This is a genomic window from Bacillus sp. FSL K6-1284, from assembly GCF_038002625.1.
In the GTDB taxonomy this organism is placed as follows: domain Bacteria; phylum Bacillota; class Bacilli; order Bacillales; family Bacillaceae; genus Bacillus; species Bacillus paralicheniformis.
The window spans coordinates 2,907,311-2,923,360 of sequence record NZ_JBBOCW010000001.1 but is presented as its reverse complement, the minus strand read 5'-3'; the positions used below and the strand labels follow the sequence as shown (position 1 = coordinate 2,923,360).

Sequence of the window (16,050 nt, the reverse complement as noted above, 5' to 3'; positions counted from 1 at the left end):
TTCTAAAGCCATGTCAACGATTCAAATTATTTTGCTGCTCGTCATTGCAGCTATAACAGGTATCGGTAGTGTATTGGACGAAGGGCAGACACACCGTCCGCTGATTGCCTGCACGTTGGTCGGCCTGGTTCTCGGGGATCTGAAAACAGGCATCATTCTCGGCGGAACGCTGGAGCTGATGGCGCTTGGCTGGATGAACGTCGGTCTTGCAATGGCCCCCGATACGGCTATCGCTTCCGTGATTTCGACCATTTTAGTGATTACCGCCGATCAGGGAGTCGGTGAAGGGATTGCCGTCGCGGTGGCTTTGGCTGCTGCGGGTCAGGCGCTGACGATTTTCGTCAGAACGATCACCGTATTTTTAATTCACCGTGCCGACAAATACGCAAAGGATGGCAATTTTAAAGGAATTGAAATCATGCATATTACCGCCATGGCGTTTCAGGCGCTGCGCGTTATGATTCCGACATTGATTGTGGCTCTGATCAGTGTCAGCGCTGTTCAGGCGTTTTTGGGAAATATTCCGGACGTCATCACAAAAGGTTTGCAAATAGGCGGGGGGATTATCGTTGTTGTCGGATATGCGATGGTCATCAACATGATGAACATTCCGTATTTGAAGCCGTTTTTCTATATCGGTTTTTTGCTGGCCGCGTTTACCGATTTCAATTTAGTCGGCTTCGGTGCCCTCGGGCTTTGTCTGGCATTTTTATATCAGCAAGTGATGCAAAAAAATCATGCGCAGGGGGCGGTGGCTGCCGCCAGTGACAGCAGCGTGGCTGCTTATGATGATGACGATGATCTGGATGCTTAACTATTGAAGGAGGGACGAATAATGAGCACAGAAAAAAGGTTAACGAAGAAAGAGATTTTCAGTATGTTTATCCGCTCAAACTTTTTGCTCGGATCATTTAACTTTGAGCGTGTACAGGCGCTCGGCTACTGCTACGTCATGATTCCGGCGATCAAAAAATTGTACGGTCCGGGAGCGAAACGGAGCGAAGCGCTCCAGCGCCACTTGGAATGGTTTAATACGCATCCGTGGCTGACAGCGCCGATATTCGGCGTGACCGCTGCGATGGAAGAAGAAATGGCCAACAATAAAAAGATTGATGCCAAAGCGATTAATGGAATGAAAATCGGCTTAATGGGCCCGTTGGCAGGTGTAGGCGACCCGATTTTCTGGGGGACGCTGCGTCCCGTTCTGGCAGCCTTGGGAGCGTCGCTTGCTTTAAGCGGAAACATCGCCGGCCCGCTTTTGTTTTTCTTTTTAATCAACGCGATCAGGTTAAGTACAAAATACTACGGGTTAAAGTACGGCTATGTGAAAGGCATGGAAATTTTGCAGGACTTGGTCGGGAACCGCATTCAGAAACTGACGGAAGGCGCCTCAATACTCGGGCTGTTTGTGATGGGAGCGCTCGTTTCCAAGTGGACGACGATCAATATCCCGATCGTCGTGTCGAGAATTAAAGATGATGCAGGCAAAGTCGATGTACAGACCGTGCAAAACATTTTAGACAGCATCATGCCGGGGGTACTGCCTCTAGGATTGACATTGCTCGCTGCCTGGATGCTTCGCAAAGGGGTGAATCCTCTTCTCATGATTTTCGGTATTTTTATCATCGGGATTGTCGGCTATTGGGCTGGCTTTTTGGCATAAAATGATTTAGTTGTTCTTTTCTTAGCTTTTGGAGAGGCAGGTCCATTCGGCCGCAAAAAGGGGGAGGCTGTTTGGACTTCCTGCCTTAACCGTCACTAAAAACCGTGTGAAGAAGAGGGGAGAAAAGGGATGAAAAAGAGAATGATTCAGATGGGGATCATAGGGGCTATGATGTTTCCGGAAGCCTTTTCCGCAGCTGCGGCCGACCCGGACTACTATAACGAGGATCATCGGCCCAAGTATCATTTCACGCCGGAAGCAAACTGGATGAATGACCCGAACGGGATGGTGTATTACGCGGGGGAATATCATCTGTTTTATCAATATCATCCGTATGGCTTGCGCTGGGGGCCGATGCATTGGGGGCACGCAGTAAGCAAAGATTTGGTCAAGTGGGAGCATTTGCCGGTCGCGCTGTATCCGGATGAAAAAGGGAAAATTTTTTCGGGAAGCGCTGTCGTCGATCGGCATAATACAACAGGGTTTCAAACAGGGACGGAGAAGCCGCTCGTTGCCATTTATACGCAGGACCGGGACGGGGAACAAGTACAAAGCATCGCCTACAGCAATGACAAAGGCAGGACATGGACGAAGTACTCAGGCAACCCCGTCATTCCAAATCCGGGAAAAAGAGATTTCCGAGATCCGAAAGTCGTTTGGCACAAACAGACGAAAAAGTGGGTGATGGTGCTTGCGGGCGGCGACCGAATTTTAATCTATACATCGCCTGACCTGAAGCACTGGACATATGCGAGCGAATTCGGCGAAGGAGAAGGCAGCCATGGAGGCGTGTGGGAATGTCCGGATCTGTTTGAGCTTCCTGTAGAGGGCAGACCGAATGAAACGAAATGGGTGATGCAAGTCAGTGTTGGAGACGGTGCTGTCTCAGGAGGATCAGGCATGCAATATTTCGTCGGAAGCTTTGACGGCACAACCTTTAAAAATGAAAACCCGCCGAATCGCGTATTATGGACAGATTACGGCAAAGACTTCTACGCAGCTGTCAGCTGGTCTGATATCCCGCGGTCTGACGGGCGAAGGCTTTGGTTAGGATGGATGAGCAATTGGCAATACGCAAACGATGTTCCCACTTCCCCGTGGAGAAGCGCAATGTCTATCCCGAGAGAACTAAAATTGAAAGCGTTTTCCGAAGGATTCAGAATTGTTCAGGCTCCGGTAACTGAGCTGAAGTCGATCAGGGGTGCATCGCAAATGTGGAAAAACAAGATCATTTCACCTCGAAACAGAAATTTTTTGAAAGCGCTGTCAGATAATGCGTACGAAATCAATGCGGAATTTCAAGTAAATACCGGAACTGCGGCCGAATTTGGCTTTAAAGTCCGAACAGGGGAAAACCAATATACGAAAATCGGCTACAGCAAAAACAGCGCTTCACTGTTCGTCGACCGAAGCCAATCCGGAAACGTCTCCTTTAATCCGAACTTTAACACCGGAAAGCATGCGGCCCCGCTGCAACCGGTCGGTGGGAAGGTGAAGATGCGCATTTATGTCGACCGCTCTTCAGTTGAAGTATTCGGCAACGACGGGAGGCAGGTGATCACCGACATTATTCTGCCGGACCGATCCAGTAAAGGGCTTGAAGTATACGCATCTAACGGGTTTGTCAAGCTGAATTCGATGACGGTTCATCCTCTGAAAAACGTATGGGGAACGTCACCCTTTCAATCGAATTTGACCGGCTGGACGACCGTAAACGGTGTATGGGCCGACACGATTGATGGAAAACAAGGGCGATCTGACGGGGATTCGTTCATTTTATCTTCAGCAAAAGGAACAGATTTCACATATGAAGCAGATGTCACGGTAAAGGATGGAAATGGCAGAGGGGCGGGTGCTCTCGTGTTTCGGGCCGACAAGGATGTTCAAAACGGATATCTTGCCAATGTGGATGCCAAGCATGATGTGGTGAAGTTTTTCAAATTTGAAAACGGCTCGGCCTCTGTTATTGCCGAACACCGCACACCGATAGAAACCGGCCGGAAATATCACCTGAAGGCGGTGGCCCGCGATTCCAACTTTCATATTTACTTGGACGGCCGATTGGTGATAAATGCTCGGGATTCCACGTTTACCGAGGGAGCATTTGGCTTGAATGCATGGGATGCGACCGCAGTCTTCCAACATGTTTATGCTGATCGATAACGATGAAGCTGGAATGCCGGGCATTCCAGCCTTTCATTTAAAAGACGCTGCGGACCAATCCGCCGTCCGCCCGCAAGGCTGCACCATTGATCGGCGAGGAAAGCGGACTGCTTAAAAAGGTGACAAAGTGCGCGATTTCTTCCGGCCGAATCAGCCTTTGTATGATAGAGGTCGGCCGGTTTTCTTTCATAAACCGCCTTTCCGCTTCTTCGACCGTCAGGTTTTCATCCGGATAAAGAGTCTTCAGCATCGTTTCAACGCCTTCGGTTAAGGTTGAGCCCGGCATAACGGTATTGACAGTCACATTTGTACCCGTAGCAAGCTCTGCCAAGCTCCGGGAAATCGAAAGCTGCATCGTTTTTGTTGCGCTGTAATGCGCCATTTCCTGTGACGGCATAACCGCAGCTTCGCTCGCAATAAAAATGACCCGGCCTTCTTTTTTCTCGATCATGCTTTGCAAATATCTCCGCGAGAGCCTTACTCCGCTCATAATATTCACTTCGAAAAAGCGGAACCAATCCTCATCCGGAATCTCAAAATATTCCGCCGGCTCAAAAATTCCTAAATTATTAATGAGAATATCAACATGCGGGAACGCTGCTATTAGGTCTTGACACCCTTTCTCAGTGCCAAGATCATAAGGGGCCGGATGAAGAACAGCCTCGGGGAATTGGCCTTGCAATTCGTCTATTATTTGATTGACCTTGTCTTGCCGGCGTCCGTTAATGATGACAGACGCACCTTCTTTCGCAAGTGAAGCGGCAATCGCTTTGCCGATTCCGGACGTTGATCCGGTCACCAATGCTGTTTTTCCTCGTAAGTTCAGGTTCATCATGGATCCCTCCGTTTTCTTTTCAGTATAAACAGAACAATGTCATACAAAACATCATTCATGATTATGGAACAGAAGAACCCGAAACGGAAGTACGCACTTTAAAGTTATATAGGCACTTTTTTGTGCCCCCTCAGTTTAAAGAGGGGACCGTTTGTTTGACCAGGCAAAAAAAGCATCAAAAAACCGCCGTCTGTAAACGGCGGGCTTACTGTTTATGGGGAATTCAATCATAGCAAGTAACGGTGATGTATGTATCGTTCCCTTTAAACAGAACGAGTTCTGCTTTTTTGTTCGCGCCATCTGTAAAATCGCTGACATCGATCACCGGACTGTTGCTTTTCGGTCCGACGTAGATATTTTTTCTAACGATTTCGGGCGTGCTTCCCGCCCCGTCAACTTCATACAGCGTAAAAGTAAAGCCATAAAAGCTGTTGTTGTGAAAATAAAATTTCCCTCCGCCTGATTTAATGATCGGAGTCTGCGATGTCATGCCGTATGTGCCGATATTATCCCATACACCGGCACCTGCTGCAGACGCAGAAGAAAAAGGCAAAAGCAAACACGCCAAAGTGAGCAGTAAGGCACCGATTTTGCTGAATTTCATGATTGGTCCTCCTTTTTAGTCACTACACTGGGGATTGTATCATTCATCACAGATGAAAGAATGAGGCATTGTTCCCTGAAAAATTGGGTTTATCTTTTTTACACGATGCACTTTTTGCGAACGGCATCCATAAATTGTGCTTTTATTAAGAAAAAAGGCCGATCATGGTGCTGCGGCGCTGTAACAAATGAAGCTGATATCCCATGAAGGCCTCCGCGGTTTTTCGAGTTTTTTTCTTTTGAAATTGAAATAGACACTGCTAATGATTGACAACATTTTCAAACTGACATAAACTTAGTTTGATGATTAAACTAAGTGTGTGCATAAGGAGTGGATGAAAGAGGGAGATCATTTTATGTTCTGATCAAAGCAACCTTTGAAATCTGATTCTTGCGAAAATTGAAAAATGGAGGTGATAAGATGACATAAACCTACAATCTAGTATTCGTGGTTGACGAGTGAAGCATCTGTCTCACTTCGGCTGAAAGGCCGCTTGCCAGGTTCAATGTATGCGCTTTCATAAAAACTTATCATAAAGCCGTTTTGAAAGGCTGTGGAGGAGGTAAGAATCATGACGGGTGGACATGTAAACCAAGTTAGTATGTATGAGAAATCCGGTTATGCTTCTGGAGATTTAGCATGTAATTTAATTTACACCACGGTTTCTACATATCTGTTATTTTTCTATACGGATGTTTATGGTTTATCAGCCGCTGCCGCTGGAACAATGTTTCTGATTGTTCGAATCATTGATGCGCTTGCCGATCCTTTTATCGGAACATTAGTAGACCGAACAAACAGCAGATTCGGGAGGTTTAGGCCGTATCTGCTGTTCGGCGCGTTTCCGCTTGCTGTACTTGCCATCCTCTGTTTTACAACTCCAGATTTTTCAGATACCGGAAAATTAATCTACGCTTATATCACGTATGTCGGGTTATCACTCACATATACAGCGATAAATGTTCCATACGGCGCATTAACCTCCGCGATGACGAGAGATAATCAAGAGGTCGTCAGCATTACTTCGGTTCGGATGGTCTTTGCCAATCTTGGCGGACTCATCGTATCTTTTTTTGTTCCTTTACTTTCTACTTATTTAGGTGATACGACAGGAAACACGGCTCTTGGCTGGCAGCTGACGATGAGCATGCTGGGGATAATTGGCGCCTGTCTATTAATCTTTTGTTTTAAAAGTACAAAAGAACGGGTCACTCTGCCAATGTCCGAAGAAAAAATTAAATTTTCCGATCTATTCGAGCAATTCCGGGTGAATCGTCCGTTAGTCGTTTTAAGCATTTTCTTTATCATTATTTTTGGCGTCAACTCGATAAGCAATTCCGTCGGCATCTACTACATGACGTACAATGTAGGCAGAGCCGATCTTGTGAAATGGTACGGCTTGCTTGGAAGCCTTCCTGCATTGGCCATCCTGCCGTTTATACCCCGAATCAATAAGTGGCTGGGAAAGAGAAAGCTATTAAATGCCGCTTTATTATTAAATATCATTGGACTTTTAGCCATTCTCATTGTTCCGCCAAGCAATGTGTTTCTGGTGCTCTTCTTTCGGGTCATTGCCGCAGTTGGAAGCGTGACGGCCGGGGGATATATGTGGGCGCTTATCCCTGAAACAATCGAATATGGCGAATATAAGACAGGGAAACGCTTGAGTGGATTGATTTATGCGATTATCGGCTTCTTTTTCAAGTTTGGCATGGCACTCGGCGGAATCGTTCCAGGACTCATATTGGAGAAGTTCGGCTATGCCGCAGGCCAGGTCCAAACACCTGAAGCGTTGACAGGGATATTATTAACGACAACTGTAGTTCCGGTTATTTTCCTTATATTGGCTATGATCGACATTAATTTTTACAATTTAAGCGATGAAAAATATGCAAAAGTCGTACGTGAATTAGAGAATAGAGATAAAGTGACTTGGACTCTATGAAGAATTTCAGTGGAAATATACATTTTAAAGACAACCGTGAGGAGGAATGAAGATGAAAATTATCAATCCGGTGCTTAAAGGTTTCAACCCGGATCCATCCATATGCAGAGTAGGGGAAGATTATTATATCGCAGTATCCACCTTCGAATGGTTTCCAGGAGTGCAAATCCATCATTCAAAAGATTTGGTGAATTGGCATTTAGTTGCACATCCGTTGCAGAGGGTTTCACAATTGGATATGAAAGGGAATCCCGACTCAGGCGGTGTATGGGCGCCTTGTCTAAGTTACAGTGAAGGAAAGTTTTGGCTTATATATACAGATGTAAAAGTTGTGGATGGAGCCTGGAAAGACTGTCATAACTATTTAGTTACTTGCGAAACCGTCGATGGAGATTGGGGGGAACCGATTCAACTAAATAGTTCCGGCTTCGATGCTTCATTGTTCCATGATGTCGACGGAAGAAAATATTTGTTAAATATGCTGTGGGATCACCGGATCGGCCGCCATTCATTCGGAGGCATTGTGATGCAGGAATTTTCCGTGGACGAAAAAAGGCTTATCCATCAACCGAAAATCATTTTTGAAGGCACAGATATTAAACTGACTGAAGCGCCGCACCTTTATCATATCGGGGATTATTACTATTTGTTGACAGCGGAAGGCGGGACCCGTTACGAGCATGCCGCCACAATTGCCCGTTCAAAACATATCGAAGGACCATATGAGATTCACCCCGACAATCCAATTTTAACGTCTTGGCACGAACCTCGGAATCCGTTGCAGAAATGCGGACATGCATCAATTGTGGAAACGCATACAGGCGAGTGGTATTTAGCTCACTTAACCGGGCGTCCTATTCATCCTGCTGATGACTCGGTTATTCACCAAAGAGGATATTGTCCTTTGGGAAGAGAAACCGCGATTCAAAAATTAGAGTGGAAAGACGGCTGGCCTTATGTGGCAGGCGGAAAAGAGGGGAGGTTGGAGGTGGAAGCGCCCCACATATCTGAAACCAAGTTTCCATCGACATATCAGGAAGTCGATCAATTTGCTGATCGGACATTAAATATGAACTTTCAGACATTGCGGATTCCCTTTACGAAAGAATTAGGATCATTGACTGAAAGGCCGAATCATTTACGTTTATATGGACGTGAATCACTAACTTCCACATTTACCCAGGCGTTTGTAGCCAGGCGCTGGCAAAGCCTCCGTTTTACAGCGGAGACTGCTGTTGATTTCAACCCGGAGACCTTTCAGCAAGCCGCGGGACTCGTGAATTACTACAACACCGAAAACTGGACGGCTCTTCAAGTGACTTATGATGAAGACCTTGGGCGCATTTTGGATGTAACGATATGCGATAATTTTACATTCTCACAGCCGATAAAAGACAAAATTGTCATCCCGCGGGACATACAATATGTTTATTTAAGAGTAAATGTCGAATGGGAAACATATTATTACTCCTATTCTTTTAATAAAAAAGACTGGTATAAAATTGAGATCCCGTTGGAATCTAAAAAACTGTCAGATGATTATGTGCGCGGAGGAGGATTCTTCACCGGAGCTTTTGTGGGAATGCAATGCCAAGATACAAGCGGAGCACATCAACATGCCGATTTTGATTACTTTATGTATAAAGAGCTATGAGTCAACAAAATACCGCTCCCGACAATCGGGAGCGGTTCAAATTTGTTTTCTTCCCTTCCCTTCCCTTCCCTTCCCTTCCCTTCCCTTCCCTTCCCTTCCCTTCCCTTCCCTTCCCTTCCCTTCCCATTTTAATGCCTCTTTCCTCCCTCGATTAATTTAAAAGTTGTCATCCTCGCTCGCTTTGGGGTAAGTGAAACGCAAAAGGAGCAGATGCATTATGAACCTTTCAAATTAAACTTCATTACTAAACAATGATTACAGAAGGTGTTCATTAATGAACATCTATAAGACAAAAGACCGGGGGATAGGCGCTCATTTTGCATGCATATGCTCTTTTTTGCTGTGTCGATGAAAAATACAAAAAATTTATATTTTTCAAATTCACACTTTACAGGTAGGTATAGTATAGATTATATTTAACAATAAAAATAAACCAATTGAAGTGGGAGGCCAACATGAAAAAGCTGATTGTGTTTGTCTTGATAGGATTATTTGCGCAGCTGATAGATGGCGCCTTAGGGATGGCGTACGGGGTGACATCGTCGTCATTGCTGCTTGCCTTCGGCATCGCACCGGCGGTTGCGTCAGCATCCGTTCACCTGGCGGAAGTCGTCACAACCGCGGCATCCGGTGTGTCGCATATAAAGTTTGGAAACGTTGATAAACAAACGGTCAAACGACTCGTCATCCCGGGATCACTCGGGGCATTTCTCGGCGCTTCCTTTTTAAGCAACATTCCGGGCGAGCTTGCGAAACCTTATATTTCAATATTTCTGCTTGTCCTCGGCGTGTATGTGCTCACTCGATTTCTATTCATGTTTAAAATAGGAGAGCAAAAAAGCGGTATCAGCCTTTCGAGAAAAAAAGCCGTTCCCCTGGGATTAATCGCGGGTTTTGCTGATGCAACCGGAGGGGGAGGCTGGGGGCCGATTGCCACTCCAGTTTTGTTATCCAAAAAAGGCGTCAGTGCGAGAAAAGTAGTGGGTACTGTTGACACAAGCGAGTTTGCTATTGCCGTTTCGGCAACGTTAGGATTTTTCATTTCTCTCGGCTGGGAAGAAGTCAATTGGCTGTGGGTTGGTGCATTGATGATTGGCGGAATTATTGCGGCTCCGATTGCCGCCTGGCTGGTGCAGAAGGTGCATGCCCGATTAATGGGCGTTCTGGTCGGCGGACTGATCATTCTCGTCAACACAAGAACGCTTGTCCATTCGTGGATCAATCAAACAGCATTATATCCGGCTATTTATATTGGAATCATCGCAGTTTGGATATCAGCTATTGTATATATTGTTGTAAAAATAAGAACAAGTGATCAAACTGCTCAAGCATTAAATCAATAATCTTGCGACGGCTTCAGATATCATGAGCGTTTTAAAAAAGATGCGGAAGTCGATAAGCAAGAGAAGGGAAGAACTTCAGGCCGTCAACAAACGAATGCATTCCGATCGGACAACCGAAGGGCTCCTGTTAGACTGCCGTTCCTTGAAAAGGAACTGTAAACTAAGAGGACTTTTTATTTTTAAATTTACTTATAGCGAGATCGGCATAGCGCCGGTCTCAGCTTGTTTTCATGCCTCTTTTTGCATTCCCCGTCTCATTTCTAAACAATGAATGCGGAAGGTGTTCATTAATGAACATCTCCAGCTTGATTGCCGATTGAATGCGGGTTTTCCTGGAATTATAATATTTGTGAATGAGTGGATGTGAATAGCCTAACGCACTATCGCGGTTTATCATTCCGGTGCAGGCTGTTATTTACAAAAATAGAGATGGAGGTAGGATGTATGTCTTCAAAACAAGAGGAGAGCTTCGCCATATTAACTGAGAGAGAATTGTCTTCTGCGGCATTTAAAGATGAAGCGTACGAATTTTACAAGCGATTACGCGCTTCCCGTCCTGTCTATCCCGTATCGATGGGGGATCTGGGCGAAGGCTGGCTCATTACGAGGTACGAGGATGCGGTCCATATATTAAAGGATGCAAGAATGAAGAAAAATTACGAAAATGTGTTTACTGAAGAAGAATTAGAGAACTTCTCCGCTCTGGAAAATGAAGAACCTTTATCAAAGCATATGCTCAACTCAGATCCCCCCGACCACGGCCGTTTGCGGTCTCTTGTACAGAAAGCATTTACTCCCCGGATGGTTTTACAGCTCGAGAACAGAATCCAAAAAATCGCTGATTCTTTATTGGATCAAGCAGAACCGAATCATTCCATGAATCTTGTAGACGACTTCGCTTTCCCGCTGCCGATCATTGTCATCAGCGAGATGCTTGGTATTCCGCTTGAAGATCGGCAAAAATTCAGAGTTTGGTCCCAGGCGGTTATTGATTTTTCTGACACGCCCGAAAGCCTGGAGGAATACAAGCATAAAATAGGCGAGTTCGCTGAATACCTGGAATATTTGGTTTGCAAAAAAAGGGACGAGCCGGCTGAGGATTTAGTCAGTGCATTAATTCAGGCAGAAAGCGAAGGAACGACATTAAGCATAGAAGAGCTGTATTCGACAATTATGCTCCTTATCGTTGCAGGACATGAGACAACGGTAAACTTAATAACCAATATGACCTTTGCCTTGCTGAACCACCCTGAGCAACTGGAAAAGCTCCATCAAAACGCAGATTTAATCGACTCAGCCATTGAAGAGGCGCTCAGATTTTACAGCCCCGTGGAATTGACCACTCTGCGCTGGGCGGCCGAACCGTTTACATTGCACGGGCAGGAGATGAAGAGAAAAGATGTGATCATCATTTCATTAGCCTCGGCCAACCGCGATGACACGGTCTTCCCGAATGCCGACCGCTTTAATATTGAAAGAAAGGATAACCGCCACCTTGCCTTTGGCTATGGCAGCCATTTTTGCCTGGGCGCACCGCTTGCCCGATTGGAGGCCAAAATTGCCATTCAAACCTTGCTGCGCCGCTTTGAACATATAGAGATCAAAGGCGAAAGGGAGCAGATCAAATGGAAAGGCAATTTTCTGATGAGAGCTTTAGATGAACTGCCATTATCTTTTTAAATGATTGGATTTGCGATCTGTCATTTCGGCCGAAGAAAAAGCATGGGATGTTTTCATCTTGAAAATAGAACATCAGATTATGAGACATTCATCTATTACAAGGTTCATAAAAATCGTACTCCCCGATATGACGGGGAGTACTCCTCTTGCCGGCTTAATCGTCTATTGTTATTCATGTTCGCTTTCACGAATGCCTCCTCTCATATTTTCCTCGCAAGTTTACTGCACAACAGCTTTAACTTTTCTTATTGATTTTAAAATTTGTAAGTTTCTTGTTTCTGTTTATAATTAGAAACATATGCTAATGTTCCGCCGCCTTAAAACTGATTAACAGATGAGCATTCCCGGAATGTTCCGTGAGACGTTTTAAAATATACTGGCTAAAGAAGAAAGGTGTTTTTAAACTTGAGAGGATTCATCAAATGGACAGGGGTGGCGATTCTGTGTATTGGCTTGATCGCCTGTACTTCCAACAAGAATGCTGAAAATGTTCATTACGCAAAAGACGACAGACAAACATTGGATATTTATACACCGCAAACAAACGAGGGTGAAAAACATCCTGTTCTCATCTATCTTCACGGCGGAGGATGGACAAGCGGCGACAAAAGCAGGGCTGCTTCGAAGCCGGCATTGTTCACGGAAAACGGCTATGTTTTCGTATCTGTCAACTATCGGCTTCATCCCGATGTTCAGTATGAAGAGATGGCTGATGATGCGGCTAAGGCCGTTAAATGGGTGATGGATCATGCTGATGAATATCAAATCGATCCGTCAAAAATCAATGTTATGGGACATTCGGCAGGAGGGCACTTGGCCGCCTTAATTGCCGCAAATCCGGCATATTTAAATCGTGTCGGCCTCACGCCGGCCTCGCTCAATTCGATTGTGGTTTTAGATGGACCCTTGGATATGAAACGATTCATCGAAGCGATCCCGTCTTATCAAAAAGTGTTCGGTTCCGACGAAAAGGTATGGACAGAAGCTTCGCCGCTCTCCTACATCAACAACTCAAAATTGCCGCCTGCCTATCTTGTGACCCGCTGGGAAGACCCCGCCGTCTACAAATTCGCGGAAACCGTAAACAAAGCGAAAGCAACGGATTTTGTGTATCGGGTCAACAGCTTATCTCACAGTGATTTAAATAAGATGTTCGGCTCACCGGATGCGCCGGCAGAAGCACAGAATCTGACAAAAGCGGTTATGGCGTTTTTAGAGAAGGAAAATAAATAGACTAAACAGGCCGATTTAGCCTCCTATGCACTTGGTTGAAAGTGTATAAACAGCTGTTAAACTAGCAGAGAAAGGCCTGAATTTTAAATCCGGCCTTTCTCACACTTGTTACCCTCCTCACTCATAATGCATCAATCTGCAAAATCCCAAAATATAAACAAAACATTAATAAAATCAAGCCATTTGATTTAACAAATTTACGATACGATCATATAGAACTTGATGGTTGGGAGATTAAGAGCTAGGGGGATATGATGTGAGAATGAAACGATTAAGAATGAGGAAGCATTTACTGATAGCTGTCTGTTCTTTGGCACTTCTTCTAAGTTCTCTGGTTGTAGGCGATGCGAGCGCGGCAACTAAACCAACAACTGCAGCTTCGCCGCAGTCTTCCGAATTTTTCGTAGATCATTACAAAAATAATATCTCTGCTAATATGACGGTGGAATCCAATCCAGTCATCGGGGTGCTTTCCGAATTTAATAAACTTTGGATCCCCGGAAAGACGTGGAATACCGGTACTAAACTGAACAGAAGAGTGTTGGATGCCAACATCCAAAAAGTCGTGGATATTGCTGAACACCGCACGATGTTTGAGGAAAATGCTGCATATTTTGATGATCGGAGGGGCCAGAGCTACAGTGTTATTGACGGCCTCGGGAAGCTTGCTGACGTCTATCGAATGAACGCGGGAGCGACGACAACGATCATCAGCATCCCGGCAGATGCCTCGATAAAAAAATATCATGATGAAGGAACCAATTCAGGCAGCACCAGTTCGGAACTTGGACATGTCGTGAGCTTGGTCAATACTTTACGCGGCAACTATTCTTCATCGAATCCGGCTAAAGGCTATTTCAATTATCCCCGTCCGTTTCGCTGGAAAGACAATTCGATCATTGTTCCAACGCTTATTCCCGTCATCAATCCTGATCCGAGCAAAGACGGAGGTTTTCCAAGCGGACATACGAACGCCGCATATCTCAGCGCTTTTGCCATGGCCTATGCGATACCAGAGCGTTATCAGGAGCTGCTGACTCGCGCTTCTGAACTCGGTCATAACCGGATTGTTGCCGGTATGCATTCCCCGCTGGACGTCATGGGGGGAAGGGTCATGGCAACAGCATTGTCAGCTGCGATTCTGTCTGATCCCGACAATGAAAAATTGAAGAAAACGGCTTATGATGAAGCTCATCGTAAACTATTAACGCAAACCGGTACAGGCGAAGACAGATACAGCGATTATGAAACGAATAAAAAACAATATACGGAACGATTGACATATGGATTTCGTCAAATGAAGACAACCGCTAAACCAATGGCAGTTCCAAAGGGAGCCGAAGTCCTGCTGGAAACGCGTTTTCCTTACCTTGACAAAAAGCAGCGCCGTTTGATTTTAGCAACTACCGGTCTTCCGACCGGCCATCCTGTTCTTGATGATGCGGAAGGATGGGGAAGGCTTAATCTCTTTTCCGCCGCAGATGGGTATGGTGCTTTTACCAAAGATGTTACCGTGAAGATGGATGCTGCCAAAGGCGGCTTCCAAGCAACGGATCGCTGGCGCAACGACATCTCCGGCGCTGGAAAGCTGACCAAAAAGGGGACAGGCACTTTGAAGCTGGAAGGGAATAATACATATTCCGGCGGTACACGGATTGATCAAGGGACGCTTGAGGGCGGTTCGGAGACAGCTTTCGGGAGAGGTGATGTTTCACTGGGAAGAGGCACCCTTAGGGAAGATGTGCCGGGAAAACTGATGATCGGGGGAAACTACAAACAATCTGCTGAAGGAATACTTGAACTTCATCTCAGCGGTAAAAAAGATCAGTTGAAAATTAAAGGAAAAGCAAGATTAAAGGGGACATTACGTCTCAATTTTACAGACAATTACGTTCCGGCTGATGGATCGGCGGTCATAACCTTCCGCAAGCGTCATGGCTCATTTTCTTCCGTCGAAACCAGAGGATTGCCAAGCAAGTATAAAGTGAAGATCATCTATAAGTCCAACAGTATTCAGTTGAAAGTTGATCAAAAGGGGAGAAGCTGATCTTCATCAAAAGCTGCAAGCTGGCGCTTACTGCCGCCAGCTTGTTTTTCGTTTTGACGAAGTCTATTTTGAACAGGAGATCTTAAAAAATAGTCGGCACCATTCCTCCGTCCATACGGATCGGAGACCCTTTAAATGCGGATGCATAAGGACTGCATACAAATGCCGCCAGTCTGCCGATTTCAATAGGTTTGATAAATCGCTGTATTTCGGATTGAGGCAGGTTTGTGGTCATAAATTTCTTCTCTTTTTCTGAAAAAGTCATTCCTTCATCAGGGTACATTCCCTCAATGATTTGCTTCACATTCTCAGAGAGCGTCGGCCCCGGCATGATCGTATTGACCGTCACTTCTGTTCCGATTGTTAATTTTGATAAGCTTTTTGCCAATGATAATAGCATTGATTTTGTCATACAATACTGAGGCATCTGGCCTGAAGGCATCATCGCTTCTTCACTTGCAATAAAGATGATGCGGCCAAAATCACTTTTCAGCATTTTAGGCAAATAAAATTTAGTTAAACCGTTTGCAGCCAGAACGTTGGTGCGGAAGTATTTTTCCCATATTTCATCGTCAACGTCCTCATATTCCATGATTTCATAAATGCCCATATTGTTTATTAAAATATCGATTTGAGGGTATTTTTTAAATAAAGCTTCCCTTTGCCTAATATCCACGATGTCAGCCGCGGCGTTTTGGGGTGAGGTGGCAGGAAAAGCTGATTTTATTTCATTGACTGTTCGTTCTGCCTCTTCCTCATTTCGTCCGTTAATGAGGACATGAACACCTTCTTTGGCAAGTTCAATAGCGATGGCTTTTCCTATCCCTTTCGTCGATCCTGTAACTAAAGCTGTTTTGTTTTTTAATCCCATATCCATCAAACA

The 16,050-nt window shown here is 45.3% G+C and carries 12 protein-coding genes; 9 read left to right on the top strand and 3 right to left on the bottom strand.

The annotated features are described in order from the left end of the window. Positions 1-10: 10 nt before the first annotated feature. From MHB72_RS14975 to MHB72_RS14965, 3 genes are all read left to right on the top strand, one after another. Positions 11-814, top strand: a complete 804-nt coding sequence (locus MHB72_RS14975; protein ID WP_020452354.1) for a PTS mannose/fructose/sorbose transporter subunit IIC — start codon at positions 11-13, stop codon at positions 812-814. Positions 815-835: 21 nt separating this feature from the next. Further along, positions 836-1,663, top strand: coding sequence for a PTS system mannose/fructose/sorbose family transporter subunit IID (locus tag MHB72_RS14970; RefSeq protein ID WP_020452353.1), 828 nt, complete (start codon positions 836-838; stop codon positions 1,661-1,663). Positions 1,664-1,792: 129 nt separating this feature from the next. Next, positions 1,793-3,826, top strand: a complete 2,034-nt coding sequence (locus tag MHB72_RS14965) for a GH32 C-terminal domain-containing protein (RefSeq protein WP_216919935.1) — start codon at positions 1,793-1,795, stop codon at positions 3,824-3,826. Between the two features lie 37 nt (positions 3,827-3,863). Here MHB72_RS14965 and MHB72_RS14960 read toward each other — a convergent pair whose 3' ends face one another. Then, a complete protein-coding gene (locus MHB72_RS14960; RefSeq protein ID WP_026579216.1) occupies positions 3,864-4,658 on the bottom strand; it encodes an SDR family NAD(P)-dependent oxidoreductase in 795 nt (264 codons plus the stop codon). A 226-nt stretch (positions 4,659-4,884) separates the two neighbouring features. Beyond that, positions 4,885-5,265 carry a hypothetical protein gene (locus MHB72_RS14955; protein WP_059231398.1) on the bottom strand — a complete coding sequence of 127 codons (381 nt, stop codon included), beginning with the start codon at positions 5,263-5,265 and terminating at the stop codon, positions 4,885-4,887. 571 nt (positions 5,266-5,836) lie between these two features. Here MHB72_RS14955 and MHB72_RS14950 point away from each other — a divergent pair. The 6 genes from MHB72_RS14950 (at position 5,837) to MHB72_RS14925 (ending at position 15,167) form a co-directional block, all read left to right on the top strand. Further along, positions 5,837-7,210: an MFS transporter gene (locus MHB72_RS14950; protein WP_043054411.1), complete on the top strand. Its 1,374-nt coding sequence runs from the start codon at positions 5,837-5,839 to the stop codon at positions 7,208-7,210. A 52-nt stretch (positions 7,211-7,262) separates the two neighbouring features. After that, positions 7,263-8,864: a xylan 1,4-beta-xylosidase gene (gene xynB, locus MHB72_RS14945; protein ID WP_216919937.1), complete on the top strand. Its 1,602-nt coding sequence runs from the start codon at positions 7,263-7,265 to the stop codon at positions 8,862-8,864. A gap of 455 nt (positions 8,865-9,319) precedes the next feature. Beyond that, on the top strand, positions 9,320-10,207 hold the full coding sequence (locus MHB72_RS14940) for a sulfite exporter TauE/SafE family protein (RefSeq protein WP_020452347.1): 888 nt from the start codon (positions 9,320-9,322) through the stop codon (positions 10,205-10,207). Positions 10,208-10,651: 444 nt separating this feature from the next. Further along, positions 10,652-11,887, top strand: a complete 1,236-nt coding sequence (locus MHB72_RS14935; protein WP_023855338.1) for a cytochrome P450 family protein — start codon at positions 10,652-10,654, stop codon at positions 11,885-11,887. 405 nt (positions 11,888-12,292) lie between these two features. Next, a complete protein-coding gene (locus tag MHB72_RS14930) occupies positions 12,293-13,120 on the top strand; it encodes an alpha/beta hydrolase (protein ID WP_216919938.1) in 828 nt (275 codons plus the stop codon). A 262-nt stretch (positions 13,121-13,382) separates the two neighbouring features. After that, the gene (locus MHB72_RS14925) at positions 13,383-15,167 is read left to right on the top strand and encodes an acid phosphatase (RefSeq protein ID WP_216920276.1); all 1,785 of its coding nucleotides are present in this window, start codon (positions 13,383-13,385) and stop codon (positions 15,165-15,167) included. A gap of 82 nt (positions 15,168-15,249) precedes the next feature. On the opposite strand, the gene MHB72_RS14920 is transcribed toward MHB72_RS14925, so the two are convergent. Next, the gene (locus tag MHB72_RS14920) at positions 15,250-16,044 is read right to left on the bottom strand and encodes an SDR family NAD(P)-dependent oxidoreductase (protein ID WP_059231394.1); all 795 of its coding nucleotides are present in this window, start codon (positions 16,042-16,044) and stop codon (positions 15,250-15,252) included. Between the last annotated feature and the right edge of the window lie 6 nt (positions 16,045-16,050).

What these genes read in the sequence shown, in the direction of transcription:
- MHB72_RS14920 (WP_059231394.1), bottom strand. Translation starts at nt 16,044, where the DNA reads ATGGATATGGGATTAAAAAACAAAACAGCTTTAGTTACAGGATCGACG.
- MHB72_RS14940 (WP_020452347.1), top strand. Translation starts at nt 9,320, where the DNA reads ATGAAAAAGCTGATTGTGTTTGTCTTGATAGGATTATTTGCGCAGCTG.
- MHB72_RS14950 (WP_043054411.1), top strand. Translation starts at nt 5,837, where the DNA reads ATGACGGGTGGACATGTAAACCAAGTTAGTATGTATGAGAAATCCGGT.
- MHB72_RS14975 (WP_020452354.1), top strand. Translation starts at nt 11, where the DNA reads ATGTCAACGATTCAAATTATTTTGCTGCTCGTCATTGCAGCTATAACA.
- MHB72_RS14925 (WP_216920276.1), top strand. Translation starts at nt 13,383, where the DNA reads ATGAAACGATTAAGAATGAGGAAGCATTTACTGATAGCTGTCTGTTCT.
- MHB72_RS14935 (WP_023855338.1), top strand. Translation starts at nt 10,652, where the DNA reads ATGTCTTCAAAACAAGAGGAGAGCTTCGCCATATTAACTGAGAGAGAA.
- MHB72_RS14965 (WP_216919935.1), top strand. Translation starts at nt 1,793, where the DNA reads ATGAAAAAGAGAATGATTCAGATGGGGATCATAGGGGCTATGATGTTT.
- MHB72_RS14960 (WP_026579216.1), bottom strand. Translation starts at nt 4,658, where the DNA reads ATGAACCTGAACTTACGAGGAAAAACAGCATTGGTGACCGGATCAACG.
- MHB72_RS14955 (WP_059231398.1), bottom strand. Translation starts at nt 5,265, where the DNA reads ATGAAATTCAGCAAAATCGGTGCCTTACTGCTCACTTTGGCGTGTTTG.
- MHB72_RS14970 (WP_020452353.1), top strand. Translation starts at nt 836, where the DNA reads ATGAGCACAGAAAAAAGGTTAACGAAGAAAGAGATTTTCAGTATGTTT.
- xynB (WP_216919937.1), top strand. Translation starts at nt 7,263, where the DNA reads ATGAAAATTATCAATCCGGTGCTTAAAGGTTTCAACCCGGATCCATCC.